Here is a 21,320-nt window from a genome sequence, read left to right on the forward strand (position 1 = left end):
CTTAATATGAAAAAATACTTAAAAATTATCAATGTAACTAGAAGGCAATTGTCTCTATTCATAGCTTATTTACTAACAACCATATTTGCTAGTATTGGAATTTTGACTTTGATGAACCAATCGGTCTTAAATAATGGATATTGATACATAATTTATGATCAAACAAAATTTAATATTTCATTAATTTTGCCGTTAGTTTTCTTTATCCTATTTTTTGCAATTACTCTGGTTATTTTATTAACTGGTAAGGAACGTTACTGGTTTGAAGAAAAGTTATTAAACAAACCTAAAAGAGTAAAAGCAATTTTCTCACTTGCTGAAACTATTCAATTAATTCTGTGAGCGTTTTTCCTTATAATTTTAATCACTTATTTTTATCCGATTAATCAATCTACCGATCAAATTTATCAAACCAAAATATCGACAGCTGATTTTAATAACGACCAAATTCATTCAGGGTTATTATCATTTGTAAAGATCAACAATAACTTCTTTGCTGATCTTAAAGTATCAATTATTAACTATGCTGTTATCGTTCCTTATTTTTATAACAAGAGTGCGTTAATTTTTTGAAACGTTGTTTATTTAGTTTCATACTTAAGTTTGTTTTTAGTTTATCTAAAGCTAAGTGTGTTTAAACAAAAACAAAGAGTGTTAGCATTGATTCCTTTTATAGGGTTATTTTCTTATCTAAGATCAAATCTAAGATCAACCAATAAATTAATTCAACAACCATTATTTAATCAAGAAGAAGCCAACCTAAAATGATACCAAAAGATCTTACAATCGAATGAGACTGTATTTCAGATTAAATTAACTTCAACCATAACTTACTTATCATTAGTTTATTTATTTTCTATCTTAGGTTTTGCTATTTTTGCAATATCAACTGCGTTTATTGATGCAAACGGTTATCAACTTAGATCAACAAACGATAATAACGCTTATGTAATTGATTTAAGTTCTACAGCTTCTGCGAATGAAGAATCATGAGTAAGAATTATTGGAACTAGTTTATTACTAATACCAATAGTAACACTAATTGGATTTACTATTGGGATTTTATTAGATAAAAGCCCATATCTTCTAAGCCAAAAAGTTAGAAGAAATAAATTGATTTTATCATTAACTTTAATAATTATTGAGATCACTCAATTACTATCTTTGATAGTATTACTTTATTTCTTTATTTTTATTCCTAATATCTTATTTGTTTCTAGTGTTAGTTCTGCTGTTGTTCAAGTTGAAGCTAGAGGGATAATGCTTTCAAAACTAGATCTATTTATGATCGGCATTTCGTTTATGCTTGTCTTGTATCTAAGTTGATTCTTAATCTATGTTAAAGCAGGAATCTTTTCAAAAGAGTCAAGAATCTTAGCACTTATTCCTTTTTCTTCTTTATTTTTCATAAAAAAGAAAGTTGTTGAAAGTCAAGAAAAGATCAATGGCACTTACAAATCCAATATTGCTTAATCAGAACGATTAAATAAATAATCAACATGAAATTTGAGCTTATCATCATTTCATGTTGATTTTTTTGTTCAGTTAACGATTCTAAATGCGTAATTTTTATATGATGATACAATTATATGCGATGTCGGCATAGCTCAACTGGATAGAGCATCAGTTTGCGGAACTGAAGGTTACAGGTTCAAGTCCTGTTGTCGACGCCATTAGTTTCTTTGTAGTATGTAACCCTTACGAGATTTCGTAAGGGTTTTTTCTTGTTTGTTTTATGAAAAACGCTAAGTGGAGCTATTAAAAACACTTAAGATCTGATTCACGTTGTTCTTAAATTTACTAAACGACTTTATCATTTTTACCAAAGAAGATTATCTGACTAAGATCTTTGCGCCATAACTATTAAAATATCAATAAAAAATTATTGACGATGTAAAAGTTTTGAGTTATAAATAACCATTAAGAAGATGCTTTATTTAAAAGCAAATTTTACCTTTATAAATAAAGGGGTTCTTAATAAGTATGATTGAAAATTAAGTAGTTGAAGTGCTTAACTAATTGTTAATCGATTATTCAATTATTAGAAATTTTGAATTTAGTTAAATTTATTTAATTTTTTAGAGGAGAATTAATGATGGATCAAAAACGATATTTCAAAATCATTAATGTTTCTAGAAGACAGTTAGCACTCTTTCTAGTTTATCTAGCAACGATTCTTTTTGCAACAGCTGGAATCGTTAGTGTGATGTCTTATGCACTTGTATCTCCTGGAGGAAATAACTTCACGGTTTATAGTGAAAAGCTATTTAAGACCTCGCTAGTTTTACCGCTAATTTTCTTTATTTCATTTGCAATCAGTGGTTTGGTTATTCTACTAACTGGTAAAGAAGGATATAGATTTAGTGATCAACTACTTAGACAAAGATTTAAATTTAGAATCTTATTAACTTTGATCGAAATTATTCAAGTAGTTGCGTGAGCATTTTTCTTGGTAATTCTAATCGGTTACTTTTATCCGATTAATAAATCTCTTAGTCAAGTTTACCAAGACCAACTAGCTAGTCTAAACTTTGGTAATGGCAGCATCAAAACTGGTCTATTACCATACATTCATATTAATAATAATTTCTTTGCTGACCTTAAGTTATCAATTTTAAACTACGCAGCAACAGTTCCTTTCTTCTTTAATAAGGATATGTTTAGTTTTGCAAATATTATTTACTTTGCTTTATACATTGCTTTATTCATTCCTTATTTAAAACTGAGTTTATTTAAAAAAGAGGTAACGAAGCTAATTTTGTGTAATTGGATTTTTTCGAACTTTTAGTTTTTCTTAAGTAAGTTCGGAAATACATCCATTAACTCTTCATATATTCTATATCAATTTCTCACTCTATTACTTTTCTGATTTAGTTTTTTATATCTTGGATTGTAACCAAAATGTACATATAGGTCTAATAACAGCTGGTTTATGTTATTAAAAGACTTTTTAGCAGCTAGGAAACTCCCAATTACTGAATTATAGTTTTCAACTATGTTGCTGGTATAAACTAATGTCCGTAAAGCTTTAGAAAAGCTAAAGAGTTTTTCTATGTTGTCCATCGCTCTTTCCACAACTTCAACTGCGCGCTTGTTAGAACCGCCTCACTTATTTTTTAAATATTCAAAGTTGTGTTTTGCACTTTCTCAATTGTCTGCTCCATATATGTTTTTTAAGTCTCTTAAAAAATCGGACTTCATAGAATGAGATACATATTTTGCAGCATTTCTAATCATATGAACCGTGCAAGTAATATGCATTGCTTTTGGATAAACGTTTTCAATCGCTTCTTTCAAACCCTTTAAACCATCTGAAACAATAATATATGTTTCAGACAAGCCGCGTTCTTTCAAATTATCAAGAATGTTAATTCATTCTGTAGCAGATTCGGTGTTGCTTACGTATAGCGCTATAAGCTCTTTTTGACCATCCGCATTGATTCCTACCACGACATAAAGCGTTTTATTTACGTACTTTGACCGTCCGCTTTCTTCAGTTTTGATCTTAAAGACTTTACCGTCAATCATTATGATTGGGTAGTTGTTTTCTAGCGGTCTTTCGTGCCAATCGCGCATCTCATCTTGAACAGTTTGGATACAATTTGAAATTACGCTAGGACTTACTTTGAATCCATATATTGACGTTATTTGATCAGCGATTTCATTGTTTGACAAACGAGTAGAAGCTAAAGAAAGAACATCTAAGATAAACTTATCATGGATAATTCTTTGATATTTCGGGATAATTTGAGAGTCTTGATTTTCACCACGAATTCTTTTCATTTTTATGGGAATTTCTTCTTGCCCTCACTTAACATTTCTAGTGTATGAGCCGTTTTGATACACATTCTCATCATTATCAGCATTTTCTCTCAATAATTCTAGTTTGCCAACATGTTCACCATCAACCAGAGCCTGTAAAACAGGCTTAGCAATATAATCAGTGATGTTTAATAGTTGTTTTCCACTACTAGGACCAAATTGTTTTACAAATTCAACAATTAATTTTTGAATCTGTTTCATTTGTTCGTCTTTTGAATTCATTTTTATTACCGTTTATAAAATTATATTAACCTTTCTTTTTTTGAGTTAATTAATTGTTTTACACAAAATTGAATTCGGTGCCAAAAAAGAAGAAAGAATTTTATCATTAGTTCCTTTTAGTGGTCTATTAATTAGTTTGAGATTATTTTATTCAGAAAATGGTGATGAGACGTTATTAAAGCATAACGATGCAGGATTAAGATGATACCAAAAGATCTTATTGTCTAATAGAACAGTATTTCAGATTAAATTAACTTCAACAGTTGTTTATTTATCATTCTTCTTTTTAATTGCTGTTTTAGCATTTGTGGCTACAGCAATAACCCTTATTATAAGAACTAACGAAAACGGATACACGCTGATCTTATCTGAGAGATTTATTAATGCTTATTCAATTAATTTTTTAGCAATTCCTAGCTCAGAAGAATATTTACTAAGATATTTTAGATTATCATCTTTCATCATAATGATGATCATTTTCATCGTATTCAGTATGGGAATCATTCTAGATGATAATCCTTATGTCTTTCCTAAAACAATTAGAAAAAGTAAGATCGGATTATCATTAAGTTTAATAGGTATTGAAATAGCACAATGATCGTTCCTAATCTTATTTTGAGGATTTTTCGTTGCAAACGCTGAACTACAACTTGTAGACCTAAGAGATGGGTATCGCATTCTGCCAGCGATATTCCCATATCCAATAAGAACTAATCCAGATTACACTTATTTATTGTATTCAAGTTCTGATCTGTTCTCAACTACAAATTTATTCTTTTTAGCTTTATATTTTAGTTGATTCTTAATTTATGCAAAAGCTGGTATGTTTTCTAAGAAAACGCGTTTATTAATGTACATTCCTTTTGCTTCGTTGTTTTTTGTTAAACATCACGCACTTAATACAGAAACAGAAACAAAAAATTCTTATAGATGTCAGATGCTTTAATTAAATAAAAATCTTTTTAAACAATAACACAAGGTTTAATCAATAGTCTTGTGTTTTTTTTTATTTAAGAAAGCTTAAGATGATCTAAGAAAGAATTGCTTAGCTTTCATTGCTCTAATGGTGAATGATCTTTTTGCAGAAATTTACTTCTAATATTGTTTGAACAACATTAGAAAAAATGAACAAGAGATTTGAACTTTTATCCAAATCTTTTGTTCATGTTTATGCTTTTTATAAGCTGCGTTTTAGAGTCTACGACTTAAGGTAGATATATAAATATATAGTAATTAGTTTCTTGTATAGATACCAGCTAGGAATGTTGAAAAACTATCATCGATAGTTAAATCATGATTACTAGGTTGGCTGTTATCAATAGAAGCTGATTTTAATGCTAAAGATTGTCTAACGCTGCTTGCAGTGCTAGGGGTAGCTGGAGTTGGTGAGGCGCTTGTAGAACCCATGTAAAAATGAGGAGTAATTTTACCAGTACCGTCATTGCTGAACGCAATGTTAATTATTTTAGTTGTACCGTCTGTACGATTTAATCATCCACTTGTTTCAGTCGGGTATGTTTTAATAATAAAGTCAACAATATCACGGTATTGGACAGCTGATTGATCGTTTCTAGCGAATCCAGTCCCGCTTGTAGCTCTAGAAAAAGGGTTTAATTGATTTGAAGGTGCTCTTTGGTTATCAAACAGATCTCAATACAATAAGAAAAGAATACCTGTATCATAATTAGGGTTAGTTCTGTCTTGCTGTCATCTTTCAACGGCTCTAGCATAAGGACCGTTTCAATTTGCTCCAGTACTTAAATCACCACCATTAATAAAGTAGTTTTGTTCTGGATCAGTGTTTGTTAATACAGTAAGTACGTAATTTCCGTTATTAACTAAATTAGTACCATAAATAGCAGTTTGGATCGGAGATGTTAATTCATCTGTAATTGTTGAATATGCTTTTTTACTGCTAACATCAGCAGCTGTAATAACTTTAAATAACCCTGAATTAGTAATTACTGTACAACTTGTTAAAGCAAAACTAATACCAAAGCCTAGCGATGCTAGACCGGTTAGTTTTGAAACAATTTTGTTTTTATTCATATATATTTATTTAGTACACAGTTTATATTATATAAAAAGATAATAATAATGTCTTTCGTATGATTTATTCAAAACGATTAATTTTAGTTGTAGGTCCTACCGGAACTAAAAAATCATATTTAGCAAACATGTTGGCCAAGAAATTAAATGTGCCAATAATTTCTGCTGATGCTTATCAGGTTTACAAGGAGTTAAACGCTGGAGTGAATAAACCATCAGAAAAAACATTATCAGAGATTAAATATCATTTCATATCCAATATTTCGATTTTTGATGAATGATCAATTGCACACTTTAACAAAAGAGCCAAAGAAATTTTAGAACAAGCTCCTGATTGAACAATTGTGTGTGGAGGTAGTCATCTTTATGTTAATAGTTTGATAAACGATTATCAGTTAGAAAAACAAGAGCTAGATACTGACTTGTTTGATGCACTAGATAAATTAGATAATCAAGAGATCTTTAATCAATTATGTGAATACGATTTTCAAGAAGCAATTAAGATTGGTAAAAACAATCGAAAAAGATTATTACGAGCGTTATATTTGTTTAAAAAATACGGTAAAAAAGCGAAAAATGATAGTAAAAAATTTGATTACGTAGTAGTTAAATGTATGTCAGATAAAGAAAAACTTTTTCCTTATTTAAGTAAGCGTTTAGACGAAATGATTCACGACTTAAATTGAACTAAAGAAATTGAGTATCTGGATAAGATAATTACTGATAAGAAACTAGATAAAGAACTGATTGCAATGAAGGCGCTAGGCTATAAAGAAATTTATGATGCCTGAAAAAATAACCAACCCATTGATAAAGAGATAATTAACAAGAAATTCAAAAGACTAGTAAAACATCAATTAACTTGAACTAGGAATAAATTTAACGATGGTATGAAGCAGTTTACTTTTAATTTCTTTGAAGACGATGCAAACAGAACTTGTGATGAAATAATTGAATACATAAAAAGCAACCATGACTAAACATTTATATATCCACCTTCCCCTTTGTCAAAAGATCTGTACCTTTTGTGATTTTAAACGAGAACTAATTGATCGACACAATCCCAAAAAAGTTGTTCAAGATTTAATTGATGAAATCGAAAGAAAACAATTTAGTGATGAACAATTTTCGAGTATTTATTTAGGAGGTGGAACACCTAATGTTTTTGATGATGAACTTTTGGATTATTTTTTATCAAAAATTAAAAAATATGCGGCAAAAAAGTGTGAATTTACTATTGAATGCAATCCAGATTTAGTAACTAAATCACAAGCGCAAATACTAAAGAAAAATTTAGTAAATCGTGCATCAGTTGGTATTCAAATCGTTAATAATAAAATTCTCAAATACCTTAATAGAACTCATGATATAAATCACTGCTATGAAGCAATGCAAAACTTATATGATGCTGGCATTACTAACATTAATATAGATCTAATGTATGCGTTGCCTCATATGAAAAAAGAAGACGTTCTAGAAAATATCAAATTTATTAAAAAAACAAAACCTAACCACATTTCTTTTTATGGCTTAGATCTAAAACCAGGAGCTTATCTAACCAAAACGCCTTATAAGATTGATTTAGATCAAGAAGCTATGCAACTAAGAGTGATGAAAGCTGAATTAAATAAGATTAATTATAAGCGTTATGAAGTTGCTAATTGATGTAGATTAAAGAAATATCAATCTGTTCACAATAAAGCATATTGATTAACTAAAGATTATGCAGCAATAGGTTGGGGTGCTCATGGTTTTGAAAACAAAGTGGAATACTATTATGACGGATCAATTCAGAACTGACAAATCAAAAAAAATCGATTAACTGACGATCAATTTTATCAACGTGTTTTAATCATGGGTTTAAGATTAAAAGACGGTGTTGATATCACTAAAGAACCATACAAAACTGCTTATGAAAAATACCAAAATAAATTGAAGTTTATAACGGTTAAAAATAACCATTTAAGAGCTGATAATATCGACCTTTTAAACAATTCAATCATCGACATCTTGGAATAAAATATTAGTAATAATACTAATAAAAAGAAAGAGACTTTTTGGCTGTTTATTTTCTATATAATTTTTATACTTACTAACTTTGTGAGATATTTAAAGGTCATATGATATGTTATTTCTAAAAAAATTTCATGCCCAAGGGTTCAAATCTTATGCTGATAACATTAGTTTCACATTTGATGAACATGTAACAGGAATTGTCGGTCCTAATGGGTCTGGTAAATCTAATGTTGTTGACGCCTTAAAGTGAGTGCTTGGGGAGCGTTCAATGAAGAACTTAAGAGGGAAAACGAGTGATGACGTTATCTTTTTTGGTTCCCAAGAAAAACCAGCATCTAAGTTTGCTGAAGTCAGCTTAACATTTGATAACTCTCAAGGTTATTTACATGATAAGCGCAAAGAGATTACAGTTACTAGAAGGGTGTATCGTGGTAGCGGGGTATCTGAATACTTAATTAATAACGAACCATCATCACTTAAAGAAATTAACGATATTTTTCTTGATTCAGGTCTAACTAAAGGTTCGTTATGTATTATTTCACAAAACACCGTTTCTAGTTTTATTGAAGCTAAACCAGAAGACCGAAGACAGATCTTTGAAGATGCTGCAGGGATTGGGCGTTATGCTAAGAAAAAACAAGACGCAATCAGACAAATTGCACGAACCAACGATAATTTAAAAGAAATAACAACAATCGTTAACGAATTAAATCGTGATCTGAAAAAATTAAATCAACAAGCAGAAAAAGCCATACTATATGCTGAAACAAAAGAAAAACTAAAAGATCTTGAAATAACACTATCAGTTAACGAATATTTAATCTCACAAAAAGAGATTGAAGCACTATCAGAACAGATTGCAGAAATAGATGAACGCTTACTAAAAAACGATCCCCAATTACAGATCAATCAAGAAAAGTTAGAAGCATTTAAAAAACGCTACAACAGTGCAGACCAAAATGTACAAAAAATACAAGATGAATTACAAAAAATTTATGACGAAATCGTCCTATTAGAAAAACGTAATGTCTTTAATGATTTACAACTAAAATCAGATTTAGATTCTAATGATAAAAATAAGAAGATTAATGCGTTAGAACAACTACTAAAATCATCAGAAGAGCAATTAAAAAAATACTTTGAATTAATCTCGACTTGAGAAGAAGAATTAAAAGAAAAAGATGTCGATAAAACTGATCTAGCTAACGAATTAGAAAATCTAAAAAAATCATTAGCCACTTTTCAAGTTAAGCGCTACGAAGCTAACTTGCAAGTTCAGTTTTATCAAAATCAAAAGATTAACCAGTTTGCCCAAGATGCTGGTGTGCGTACAGTATTAAATAATAAGGATGCCATTGGTGGTGTGCATGGGATTGTACAAGACTTCATTAAGGTTGAACCTGAATATGAGTTGGCAATCTCAACTGCTTTAAATAAAGCTGCTAAAAACATTATTGTAGATTCAAATCAAGATGCTATTAATGCTGTTAATTTCTTAAAAGCAAATAAAGCTGGAAGAGCAACATTTTTACCACTAGCTAACCTAAAAGATCGTGATGTTAAACCAGAACATTTAGAAGTGTTAGAGCAAGTGGAAGGTTATCTAGGGATTGCTGCTAACTTAGTTAACTACCACGATCAATATGATCCAGCAATCCGCGCTTTATTAGGTCAGATTATTATTGCTAGTGATCTTGAAGCTGCTACCAAAATCTCTAAATTTACATACCAACTTTATCGGGTGATCTCACTTGGTGGGGATATTGTTAATGCTGGTGGGGCGATTACTGGTGGCGCTGAATCAAAACAAACACATAGTTTATTTAATCTTGATGAAAAGATTGATACGCTTAAAAACGAACTTTTAGTTGCCGAAAAAAATATTAATGAACTAAATAAAAAACTTGAATTCTTAACAGCTGATTACACTAAGAAAGATAAAGAATTTAACGAACAAAAGATCGCAATCCAACGTTACCAAGACTTAATTGTGATCGAACAAAAAAAGCTTGACGATTACAAGATTCAATACGAACAATTAACTGATAAAACCTTTGATGGTGAAGATGTTAAATGAGATGATAAAAAGATCAAAGATAAACTGTTTAGTTTAGAAACTAAGAAAGCTACTTTAGTTCAAGATCTTAAGATCAATCAAGAAGCTAAAGATATGTATCAAAAACAAGTTAACCAACTTGAAAAAGACGTTACGCTCTTTTATAAAGAGATCGATGAAGATAAGAACGATAAATTAAAACGTCGTGAACAACTAACTAAACATGAAAACACGATCTATTTAGCCAAATCAAAGATTAATGAATCTTATAATATGGCAATTGAGTTTGCAATTGAAAACTACAATAAGCCATTACCGATCTCTTTATCTCAAGCAAGAAGTGAAGTGGTAAAACTTCAAAGCACCCTAAATAATTTAGGGGCAATTAATATGGAAGCAATCCAAGAGCTTGATATTAAAAAAGAGCGTTATGAAAAGCTTTATAGCCAACAACAAGAATTAATTAATGCTCGTGAACGGATTAATCAAGCAATAATTAGATTAGATGAAAAAGCAATCTTTGAATTTGATCAATTAATTAATAACCTTAATAAGGAGTTACCTAAGACATTCTATTACCTATTTGGTGGTGGTAATTGTGAGATTAGATATTCTAATCCTGAAGAAAAACTAACCAGTGGGATTGAAGTGTTTGCTTCACCTCCTGGTAAGAATATTGGAAACTTAAATTTACTATCAGGTGGTGAAAAAGCTTTAGTTGCTTTATCAGTTTTATTTAGTATTCTTAAAGTGTCTTCATTCCCACTGGTTGTTTTAGATGAAGCTGAGAGTGCTTTAGATTTAGCTAACGTAGAACGATTTGCTAATATCATTAAGAATTCATCTGATCAGACCCAATTCTTAATCATCACCCACCGTGAAGGAACGATGGTTAAATGTGATAAGTTAATTGGGGCAACGATGCAAACTAAGGGTGTGACTAAGATGTTATCAGTATCTTTACACCAAGCTAAAGATATGGCTGAAGAGATTGAGAGTCAATAATGAGCTTTATTAAAAGATTATTTAGTAAGTTTAAGAAAAAGCCTGACACTGTTGAAGAGATCAAAAAGAAGAATCAAGAGAATTCTTTATTTGAAACAACCCAAGAAAAGTTTGATGATGGTTTGAAAAAGAGCTCGAACTCTTTTTCAGATATCATCAACCAACTATCCACTAAATACGTTAGTTTAAACGAAGCATTTTATGAAGATCTGTTTGATGCATTTGTCCAATTAGATATTGGCTATAATGCGACTAAAAAAATCGTTGATGCGATCGTAGAAGAGATCAAATACCAAAAGGTAGTTGATCCAACTTTAATCAAACAGATCATTATTGATAAACTGTTTGTTTATTACATTCAAGATAGTGAAGTTAATATTGATCTGAACTATCAAGATCATCGTCAAAATGTCTTTTTAGTTGTTGGGGTGAATGGGGTTGGTAAAACCACATCGATTGCTAAATTAGCTAACTATTATAAAAAGCTTAATAAGAAGGTTTTGTTAATAGCAGCTGACACATTTAGAGCAGGAGCAATCCAACAACTAAATATCTGAGCTGAACGACTGGAAGTTGATATCTATAAAGATGAATCCAAGAAAGACCCAGCAGCAGTAATCTATGAAGGGTTAAACTTTGCTAAACAACGTGATTATGATCTAGTGATCTGTGACACTTCAGGACGGTTACAAAATAAAGTTAACCTAATGAACGAACTAAAAAAGATTAACAATGTGATTGAAAAGTTCATTGGTCGTAATGTTGATGAAACATTATTAGTATTAGATGCTACTACTGGTCAATCAGGTCTGATCCAAGCTAAGGTCTTTCATGAAGTTAGTAAGATTACAGGGATCATCTTAAGTAAGATGGATTCATCTTCTAAAGGGGGGATTATTCTTGGGATTAAAGATCTGTTTAATATCCCTGTCAAACTAATTGGTTTGGGAGAACAATTAGATGATCTAGTTAGTTTTGATCTACAAAAATACCTAATCTCGTTAACTGCCAACCTAAATCTTGATTATGAAAAAACAAGTAATTAGTTTTGAACAGTGAAATCTGTTAAATGAACTGTTCTCTTATTATCACAAGTTGTTGTCAGATAAGATTAAACTTTATTTGGAAGAGTTTTTAATTAACAACTTGTCATATAACGAGATTGCTACTAACTATCAGATCTCAAAATATGCTGTTTATGATCAGATCCAAAAAGGGATCGAACAACTAAAAAACTATGAACAGTTATTATTGTTAAACCAACTATCAAAACAAAGACTTAAACTGTACGAACAGATTAGTGATCCTAACTTAAAACAAGCATTACTAATTCTTGAACAAAAATAACTTATTTAAAAATATTAAAATTAATAAATTAAATAGCAACATTAAGGTAAACAAACAAAGATATGTCATCAAAATTAAAATTAATTAAACCAATCGATTACTCAAAAGAAATAAAGATTACCCAATTTTTCATTGATCCAGCAATGATGGAACAACAACGCCAAAGAATTAAGGCGGCGCTTCCTAAAGAAATGAACGATGAAACGATGATGCAATATGAGTTATTGCAACTAAGTATTAAGGATAATGTGTTTTCAGCTATCATGAACTATTTAGCTGAACATTTTGAGTTTGAAATCGACCAAGCTGAAGTAAAAAAACTAATCGAACAACTAAAAGCAAGTGGGCTTGGTGCACAAAGAGAAGAGTTGTTAGCAAACATGGCTGATAAGATCATTAAAAAAGGCTTAATGTTTGATTACTTATCTGAACAATGAAAAGTTAAAGTGTCAGATAACGAAGTTAAAAACATGTTGGATATCTATTATGAAAAAACTAACCAATCAATCCATGATGTTTTAAACGACCGACAAAAATTTGAATCAGTACGTTCATCAATCTTTGAAGAAAAGATGGTACTAAAAACAATTAGTATGTTCTTGATTCGGTTTAATATGCAAAATCCCAACTACGTGGAAGAATCAGAAACAGATAAATCATCAGAATCAAAGAGTGTTAATTAATGCTTAATACTGTTTTATTGGAAGGTTTAATTGATAGCTATAAGTGATCTAAGAATAAAACAGGTTTTTATGTAACAATCACACAAAAACGGAAATTTGGTAACCAAACCTTTACTGATTATTATGTTATTTATGCTAATGATCAACTTGGTTTGGAATTAGAAAAGTACGTACTTGAACACGAATATCTTGCAGTTAAAGGTTCTTTAACTACTTACCAAGATAAGAAAAGTAAAGTTTGAAAAACACAAATCTTAGCTGAGAAAATTTTAGTCAGAAAATAACAATATCAATATATGCTTAACTATTTTAATACTGCTTTATTAATGGTCCAAATGATCTTGAAAAAACAAGATCCTTCAATCAAGTTTGGTCAGATGTCAGTTAACGATCAAGGGTTTTATCTTGATTATTTATCACAAACACTAAATATTAACCCTGAAGATTTTAATAAGCTAATTAAATCATTAGCTAAACTGTGTTCATCAGCTCAACCAATCTCACTTAAAACAGTTGATCTAAAGATAGCTAATCAACTATTAAGTGATCAACCATACTTATTAGAACTAATTAATGAAGCTAAAGAAAAAACAGTTAACTTAGCAACTGTAGATAACCATCATTATTATCTACCAATGGCTCAACTAGTTGATAATACTAAACTAGTTAAAGCTTTTAACTTTCAATCAGTTGGTGGTGCATATTTTAAGGGTGATAAAGATAATCTAGTGATGGTGCGACTAAACGGGTTTGGGTTTGAGAATGATAAGGTGATGCAAGACTATTTGGAGATCATTGAAGAACAAAAACAACGTGATCACCGTCGTATCAATAAGATCTTAGAACTATTTACTTTTAACCAATTAGCTGGACCTGGGATGCCGATCTGATTACCTAATGGTCAGATCGTACGCCAACTAATTGGGGATTATGTGCACAGTGTGCAAAAGAAGTTTGGCTTTATGGCGGTCAACACCCCAATTTTAGGTAATGTTGATCTTTATAAAAAATCAGGACATTACAATCACTATGCTAAAGATATGTTCCCTGAGTTAGCTTTACTTGATGGGGACAAGATGATGTTAAGACCAATGACATGTCCACATCACTGTTTAGTTTACCTTAATAAACCACGTAATTATTACGATCTACCAATGCGTTTATCTGAAGACGCATTGTTACACCGTTATGAAGCTAGTGGGGGTTTAACTGGGCTTGAACGGGTTAGAGCCATGACCTTATTGGACAATCATATCTTTTGTCGATTAGATCAGATTAAAACTGAGATCTTAAATGCTTATCAAGTAATTAAGGAAGTGATTGGCACTTTTAATCTCAAGTTTCACCGAATTGACTTATCATTACATGATCCTAATGATAAACAATCGTTTATTGATAATGAACAGATGTGAGCTAGATCTGAAAACCAATTAGAAGATGCGTTAAAAGATCTTGGGTTAGAATACACCAAACAAGTTGGTGAAGCAGCCTTTTATGGTCCTAAGATCGACTTCCAAGTAAAAACCGCTTTAAATAAGATTATTACGGTTTCAACGATCCAATTAGATTTCTCATTACCAAGTGAAGAAAAATTCGACATTAAATATAAAACTAAGGATAACACCTATGAACAAGGGGTGATTATCCACTTAGGGATCATTGGTACGTATGAACGATTTGTGGCAACCTTATTAGAACAAACTAAGGGCGCTCTTGATCTATGGTTAGCGCCCAAACAAGCAGTAATTATCCCAGTGAATAACTCAGTTCACTTAGAAGGTTGTAACCAGTTACTAGAAAAACTACTAGCTAGAGATCTAAGAGTAACTGTTGATAGTCGTGATGAACGACTAAATAAAAAGATCCGTGATCACCAAGTTAACAAGATCCCTGTTCAAATCATTATCGGGGACAATGAATTAAAAAACCCTGATCTGATCACGTATCGCTTATATGGTCAAGAAGATTCTAACCAACTAGAGCTAACTAAGTTCATTGAGTTATTTAAAAAACCTTAATTAGTTATTCAATGGGTAAAAATAAACTATTGATTATTGATGTTGACCAACACCTTGTTTATGATCAAGGTTATGATATCGATCAATTAACCAAAACGATCCAAGAATTAAAAGCACATTTTGAGATCTTAATTAGCTCATCTAGTTGGTTTGAAAACATAATTAACTTTAATAACCTAATTAAATTAGGTTTAAATGATATTAGTTATCTAGCAGCTAATGGGGCTTGCTTAAGAAAAAAGAGTGATCGTAAGTTTTATTATGAATCGTTCTTTAAGAAGAACGATTATGACTTAATTAACCATTTAGCTTTAATTAAGCAATCTGGGATATTACTTAAGGGCGCATCCAGTATTGATAGTTATGACAACTTACTAGCCACCTACTTTTTAAACTACAACACGATCAAACAAGCACGGATGCGCTGGAAAGATCAGATCTATTGGAACAACGACTATAAGAGTTTTAATCAAGCAATCCAAAAGATGTTAATTAACCAGATCTATCTCTTTAATATCAAAGAATGGATTAACTCTTCATATTTTAACCAAACGATCCTAAATCATGATCGGTTTAACTTTATCCAACTAAATGAAACTGATGGACTGTTTATTAATAAAGAAGTAAACAAGTTTGTCACGATTAAAAAACACTTTCCCAACACCTTTTTAATCTACTTGTCCTTACATAATCAAATTGATCCTAAAGCTAACGAACGATTTGATTATCTTGTTGTTCCAGATAATGTAAATGAAGCCGTTTTACAAAGCGCCCATTTTGTCTTTAAACCAAACGAACTAAATCTTTTAATTGACAACTTAAAATCGATTATTTAGCAATTTTTTTATTATTTAATAATAAGTAAAACTCTTTAACCTTAATCCTTAAAAATAATTTAATATAAAGATATATATTGAATTTAAAACTTGTGTTTAAATAAATGAGTGACAAATGATAATGAATCCAAAGATACATAACAAAATCCTGAAGAATTTAGCAAAGTTAAAAAAGAAAGTATTCACTAAATATGCGGCTTATGATTTTAACTTTGCTTATGATAAGAACGGTAACGTCTATCTTGTTGGGGTAGATAATGTTACCAACCAAACGTTTAATCTGATTAAACCAGTCTTTAAATTCTTAAAAAAACCATTACCAGCTGAGCTGTATGGGATGGATCAACAACCCTTTTATTTTGTTAATAACCATCATTATATTGATGCGCTTAATAGTGATACGGGTGAACAAGAACTATTAAGATATAATGTGATCGACCAATCATTAGTTAACGCTCAAACTAATGATCTTGTTGATCCGGCTTTTTATACTGATCTAGAAGGTTATGAACTAGATCTAAGTCAGTATACTGGTTCATTATTAGATTTAAGTAATGAAGTGATTTCAGTTGAACAACAACCTGTTGAACAAGAAGTAAATCTTACACCAGAACAAGTTGAAGAAGCTGAACAAGTAGAACAACAACCAGTTGATCAACAACAAGTTCAACAGGTTGATCCTAATCTTAATGAACAACCAGTAGAAGGAGATAATCAAAACTTCACTCAACAGTATTATGATCAACAGCTAGGTTATGCTGATCAAAATGTTGATTATGGTTATGATCCACAACAGTACACTCAAGAACAAGATTATGTTGATAACACCCAACAATATGACCAAGTACAAGATTATGTTGATCCTAACCAACAATACTATGATGATCAACAGCAATACGACCAACAGGGTTATGATCAAGGATACGATCAACAATATGACCAACAAGGATACGACCAACAGGGTTATGATCAAGGGTATGACCAACAATATGATCAACAATATTATGATGATCAACAACAATATGATGAACAACCAGATCAACAGGTAAAAGCTGTTGTTGAACAAGTTGTTGATGAAGTTGTAGAAGAACAACAACCAGTTGAAGTAGCTAAACCAGCGCCTACTAAACCAGTTGGACCAAAACCACAACCTGGTAAGAAAGCTACTAAGTATGTGATTAAAAAACCAGAACCTAAACCAAAAGTGGTTAAGGAAGAACCAATTGAACCAGCTGTAGAAAAAGAAGAAGTTGTAACTGTTGTAGAACAAGTAGTTGATCAACCTGTTCAAGTAGCTGAAGTTCAACCAGAACCAGTTGTTGTAGCTGATGATGAGATCAAACTAGCTAGTGAACAACCTGTTAAAAAGAAGATCAACTTAGATGATTTACAACAGATCCCAGTTGTAATCAAATTACCTAAGTTTGAAACTCCTAAACTACCTGAACCTAAAGCTGACTCTGAACAAAAAGAAGAAATAGCTGTTAAGGTTGTTGAGCAACCAGTTGAAAATCCTCAAGTTCAAGAAACTAAACACCACCACGCACTACCTAAGGTTAAGATTGAAAAACGTCAAGAAGTTGAATTAGTTCCATCTAAACTAGATGATCACTATGATCTAATTGAAGAAGAAGATGACTTCTTCGTAGATAAATTTAAATTTGAAGATATTAAATTAAGTGATCTACTAGTTGAACAAAAACCAATTGAAGTTAATCAACCTGTTCAACAACCAGTTGTACTAGAACAATCAACACCTTCAGTTCAAGCTCAACCACAATCTGTTGAACCAAAATTAGAGATTACTAAACTAGAAGAACTGGTTGAGATCAAAACAGATAATACAGAATCATTAAATAAATTAGAAACGTTGATTGATGAAAATAAAAAGATCATTGATCAATTCAAACAACTTAAAGAAGAAGCTAAAAAATCTAACAGTAATATCAACCTAGAAAAAGTTGCTAAACAACTAGTTGATTATTTAACTAATAAGTTAAATGAAAAAACAGCTGCTTTAAATAAACCTGAACCTAGTACAGTTGAACTAAATAAGGTAGAGCAAGCTAAACAAAAAGCAGTTGAAAAATTAGTTCATGAACAAGTTGTTTTTCAACCTAGAGAAAAAGTAGTTCAACAACCTAAAGAAGTAGTAGCTAAACCATACTTTGAAGAATCAGATGATCTATTAACATCTGTAAGCAACAAACCAAAACAACCAACATCTGAACTGTTAGACTTCTTAGTTCAACAAGTTGTTGATGGTGAAGAAGACGATCTACCGCCACCGACTAATTTTGATAAATGACCAAACCAAAACGTTCGTCAAAAATTAGATGAGATTAACCAAGTTGAAGCTCAAAGGTTTAATCAAACTCAGTTTGTTCCACCACAAAGTTTAAATCAAGTTGAAACTCCTAACCAAAGATTGTTCTTAGAACCTGAGATCCAAGTTCAACCACAAGCTTTATACACAGCTTCAAGAGAACACGAACAAGTTCAACCTAAAGCTCAACACCAACAACCAACTACTAGAATTGAACGTGAAGAAGTGGTTAATAAATTTCAACGTGAACCACTTGTATCACCTAATAGACTGGCTTATCATTCAAACAAAGAGTTTGATGATCTTTATCAAAACCACTACGAACAAAGAACCGCTAGAATCAACCCACAAGATTCTTATTATGATCAAGGTTATGAACAACCTGATCCATATCAAGAACAACAACCATACCCACAAGAACAATATCTAGATCCTAGATACCAACAACAAGTTGATCCTAGATATCAAAAAGAAACTTATCAAGAATATAACCGTCCATTTCCACCTAATCAAGAGTATGATTACTACCCACCAGCTTATGAATCTAGAAGGGATTATCAACCTTACCAACCAAGAAGAGTAAACTACGAAGTTCGTAAACCTCTAGCTTATGAGTTTAGTAAGCAACCAGCACCACGAAGATACCAACAGCTTCCTAACCGCTATAACGAGTCTGATCAGTCTAGACAACTAGCTTATCCAGTTCATAAAGGCACTTTAAGAACTGAAGCTGACTTCTTAAGATTTAGAGAAGGTTATGGGTATGATTATGATCGTCCATCGACCCAGTATTATCGTTCTAACTATGACACTTATGTGAGAGAAGTAAGAAGACCAATTAGACAACTAGGTATGATTGAACCGGTTGCTGAATTTAGAAGTAGAACTTTAGCACCTAGAAGAGTCGCTAGACCAACTTATGGACTAAGAAGGGTATCAAGAATCCCTTCATTAGCACCTAGAGGTTATAACCAACAACCAAGAGTGCGAAGAGTACCAGTATCAAGAGGCTACTGATAATGGACAGATCAAAAAATCATGCCTTAGATTTTTTTATCAAGCATACGAACTATTCACCTAACCAGGTTAGTAGAATTGAACCAATTCACAACGGGTTTACCAACCTGTCTTATTTAATTGAAACTAGTGACCAACAAAAGTACCAAGTCAGGTTTGCTTTAAACAGCGAACTAGTTAACCGAGTTAATGAGTATCAAGTAATCACCTTATTAAAAAACGACTTATTCATCTATTTTGACCAAGCAACAGGTGATTGCATTAAAAAATGAATCGTTGGTCACGAAGTTGATTATTTTGACCAAACCAGGTTAGAAAAATTGGCTAAAGCAATTAAAAAAATTCACCAAGTTCAAGTTGGTAATTGTTCAATCTTACCAATTGATTATTATAAGGGGATTGAAAATGCCAAATTAGCAACGAGGCATAAACGACTTTATCTATCCCTAATTAATAAATATCGTGATCTACCAAAACACCTAACCCATTCAGATCTGAATGCTCATAATATTTTGGTAGATGAATATAATCAGATCCACCTGATTGATTTTGAATGATCAAGGATCAATAATGCTTACTTTGATCTAGCTAATATGGCTAGAGAATCATTAAGTTTAGAACAAGCATATTATCTAGTTGATTGCTATGGTGGGCTTGATCTTAAGATCTTTAATGAGTTCTTAATCATTAGCTGTTTATTTGCTTTAATCTGAACTTATAATATGCAACAAACAGATAAGATCATAGCCTACCGTAAGGATGTTGAAAAGCGCTTAGCTTATTATTTAGAATCTTTTGTAGTGAACTTATAAAGATTCCGATTTTAAAATCGTATAATATATATAATGTGTAAATATACAAAATTGATAAATAACAATTATGTTTAGTCTTAAAAAGTTAAAGTCCAAACTTGTTGGAGTTAGCTTTGTGTTCTCGGGTGTTATTGCGCTTGGAACTGGAGTTGGTCTAACCAGTGAACACAAATACGAACATTCACCCACACTTGTTTTACATGAAGGTGAAACTAACTCCGTTGGTCCAAGAAAGATTACCTCCGAACCCTGATTTTATCCAGTAGTGGGTGCAGGTGCTGGGTTGATTGTTGTTTCTTTACTCTTGGGTTTAGGGATTGGGATTCCGATCGCTAAGAAAAAAGAAAGAATGATGATCCAAGAACGTGAAGAACACCAAAAGATGGTTGAATCCCTTGGAATAATTGAAGAACAAAATAAAACAGAAGCGATTGAGCCAACTGCAGCAGTGCCAACTGAAGAAGTTAATACTCAAGAACCAACTCAACCAGCTGGTGTTAATGTAGCTAATAACCCTCAGATGGGGATCAATCAACCTCAGATTAATCCGCAATTTGGTCCTAATCCCCAACAAAGAATTAACCCACAGTGCTTTGGTGGCCCAATGCAACCTAACCAAATGGGAATGCGACCAGGGTTTAACCAAATGCCCCCACAAATGGGAGGAATGCCACCTAACCAAATGGGAATGCGACCAGGGTTTAACCAAATGCCCCCACAAATGGGAGGAATGCCACCAAGACCAAACTTCCCTAACCAAATGCCTAATATGAACCAACCTAGACCAGGTTTCAGACCACAACCTGGTGGTGGGGTGCCGATGGGAAATAAAGCTGGAGGTGGGTTTAATCACCCAGGTACACCAATGGGTCCAAACCGCATGAACTTCCCTAATCAAGGAATGAATCAGCCCCCACACATGGCAGGACCAAGAGCTGGTTTTCCACCACAAAATGGACCTAGATAAGACTTTAGAAAACTAAAACTTAATCTTTATCAACTAAAAAAAAATATTTAAACCAAAAATATTATTATTAAATCTTTTAAACTTTTTATATATTTATATAATAATAATTAAATCTTTAAATAACCTAATGTTTGTTAACATAGT

15 protein-coding genes, 1 tRNA gene and 2 pseudogenes are annotated in these 21,320 nt (G+C 31.6%); 16 read left to right on the forward strand and 2 right to left on the reverse strand.

The annotated features are described in order from the left end of the window. Positions 1–6 precede the first annotated feature (6 nt). The 3 genes and pseudogenes from D2833_RS00945 to D2833_RS00955 form a co-directional block, all read left to right on the forward strand. Positions 7–1,473, forward strand: a complete 1,467-nt coding sequence (locus D2833_RS00945) for a hypothetical protein (protein ID WP_011113395.1) — start codon at positions 7–9, stop codon at positions 1,471–1,473. A gap of 123 nt (positions 1,474–1,596) precedes the next feature. Then, positions 1,597–1,673 (forward strand) — tRNA-Arg (locus tag D2833_RS00950). Between the two features lie 419 nt (positions 1,674–2,092). Then, positions 2,093–2,743 (forward strand): annotated as a pseudogene (locus tag D2833_RS00955) (hypothetical protein); the annotation flags it as partial. Between the two features lie 41 nt (positions 2,744–2,784). Here the strand turns inward: D2833_RS00955 and D2833_RS00965 are convergent. After that, a complete protein-coding gene (locus D2833_RS00965) occupies positions 2,785–4,044 on the reverse strand; it encodes an IS256 family transposase (protein ID WP_117273920.1) in 1,260 nt (419 codons plus the stop codon). 82 nt (positions 4,045–4,126) lie between these two features. On the opposite strand from D2833_RS00965, the pseudogene D2833_RS00970 reads away from it, so the two are divergent. Next, positions 4,127–4,990, forward strand: a pseudogene (locus tag D2833_RS00970) (hypothetical protein); the annotation flags it as partial. Positions 4,991–5,277: 287 nt separating this feature from the next. Here the strand turns inward: D2833_RS00970 and D2833_RS00975 are convergent. Next, a complete protein-coding gene (locus tag D2833_RS00975; protein ID WP_011113399.1) occupies positions 5,278–6,093 on the reverse strand; it encodes a DUF6856 family protein in 816 nt (271 codons plus the stop codon). A gap of 59 nt (positions 6,094–6,152) precedes the next feature. On the opposite strand from D2833_RS00975, the gene D2833_RS00980 reads away from it, so the two are divergent. From D2833_RS00980 to D2833_RS01035, 12 genes are all read left to right on the forward strand, one after another. Beyond that, a complete protein-coding gene (locus tag D2833_RS00980) occupies positions 6,153–7,073 on the forward strand; it encodes a tRNA (adenosine(37)-N6)-dimethylallyltransferase (protein WP_011113400.1) in 921 nt (306 codons plus the stop codon). Next, positions 7,066–8,112 (forward strand): radical SAM family heme chaperone HemW, encoded by a 1,047-nt coding sequence (gene hemW, locus D2833_RS00985; RefSeq protein ID WP_011113401.1) that lies wholly within the window; start codon positions 7,066–7,068, stop codon positions 8,110–8,112. The genes D2833_RS00980 and hemW overlap by 8 nt, the downstream gene beginning before the upstream one ends. Before the next feature lie 106 nt (positions 8,113–8,218). Beyond that, a complete protein-coding gene (locus tag D2833_RS00990; protein WP_027333200.1) occupies positions 8,219–11,170 on the forward strand; it encodes an AAA family ATPase in 2,952 nt (983 codons plus the stop codon). After that, positions 11,170–12,216, forward strand: coding sequence for a signal recognition particle-docking protein FtsY (ftsY, locus tag D2833_RS00995; RefSeq protein WP_014574453.1), 1,047 nt, complete (start codon positions 11,170–11,172; stop codon positions 12,214–12,216). The genes D2833_RS00990 and ftsY overlap by 1 nt, the downstream gene beginning before the upstream one ends. Then, on the forward strand, positions 12,197–12,517 hold the full coding sequence (locus D2833_RS01000; RefSeq protein ID WP_225306196.1) for a DNA-binding protein: 321 nt from the start codon (positions 12,197–12,199) through the stop codon (positions 12,515–12,517). The genes ftsY and D2833_RS01000 overlap by 20 nt, the downstream gene beginning before the upstream one ends. Positions 12,518–12,579: 62 nt before the next feature. Next, on the forward strand, positions 12,580–13,200 hold the full coding sequence (locus D2833_RS01005) for an MPN555 family protein chaperone (protein ID WP_011113405.1): 621 nt from the start codon (positions 12,580–12,582) through the stop codon (positions 13,198–13,200). Further along, entirely contained in the window at positions 13,200–13,484 is a 285-nt protein-coding gene (locus tag D2833_RS01010) for a DUF3217 domain-containing protein (RefSeq protein WP_011113406.1), read from the forward strand. The genes D2833_RS01005 and D2833_RS01010 overlap by 1 nt, the downstream gene beginning before the upstream one ends. A gap of 51 nt (positions 13,485–13,535) precedes the next feature. Next, positions 13,536–15,218: a threonine--tRNA ligase gene (gene thrS, locus D2833_RS01015; protein WP_231992481.1), complete on the forward strand. Its 1,683-nt coding sequence runs from the start codon at positions 13,536–13,538 to the stop codon at positions 15,216–15,218. A gap of 11 nt (positions 15,219–15,229) precedes the next feature. Then, positions 15,230–16,054 (forward strand): hypothetical protein, encoded by an 825-nt coding sequence (locus D2833_RS01020; RefSeq protein WP_011113408.1) that lies wholly within the window; start codon positions 15,230–15,232, stop codon positions 16,052–16,054. Between the two features lie 115 nt (positions 16,055–16,169). Continuing rightward, positions 16,170–19,400, forward strand: a complete 3,231-nt coding sequence (hlp3, locus tag D2833_RS01025) for a cytadherence protein Hlp3 (RefSeq protein ID WP_011113409.1) — start codon at positions 16,170–16,172, stop codon at positions 19,398–19,400. Next, positions 19,400–20,209 (forward strand): phosphotransferase, encoded by an 810-nt coding sequence (locus tag D2833_RS01030; protein ID WP_011113410.1) that lies wholly within the window; start codon positions 19,400–19,402, stop codon positions 20,207–20,209. The genes hlp3 and D2833_RS01030 overlap by 1 nt, the downstream gene beginning before the upstream one ends. A gap of 67 nt (positions 20,210–20,276) precedes the next feature. Further along, positions 20,277–21,176, forward strand: a complete 900-nt coding sequence (locus tag D2833_RS01035) for a P30/P32 family tip organella adhesin (RefSeq protein ID WP_027333201.1) — start codon at positions 20,277–20,279, stop codon at positions 21,174–21,176. Positions 21,177–21,320 lie beyond the last annotated feature (144 nt).

The organism is Mycoplasmoides gallisepticum (assembly GCF_900476085.1).
Classification (GTDB): Bacteria; Bacillota_I; Bacilli_A; order Mycoplasmatales; family Mycoplasmoidaceae; genus Mycoplasmoides; species Mycoplasmoides gallisepticum.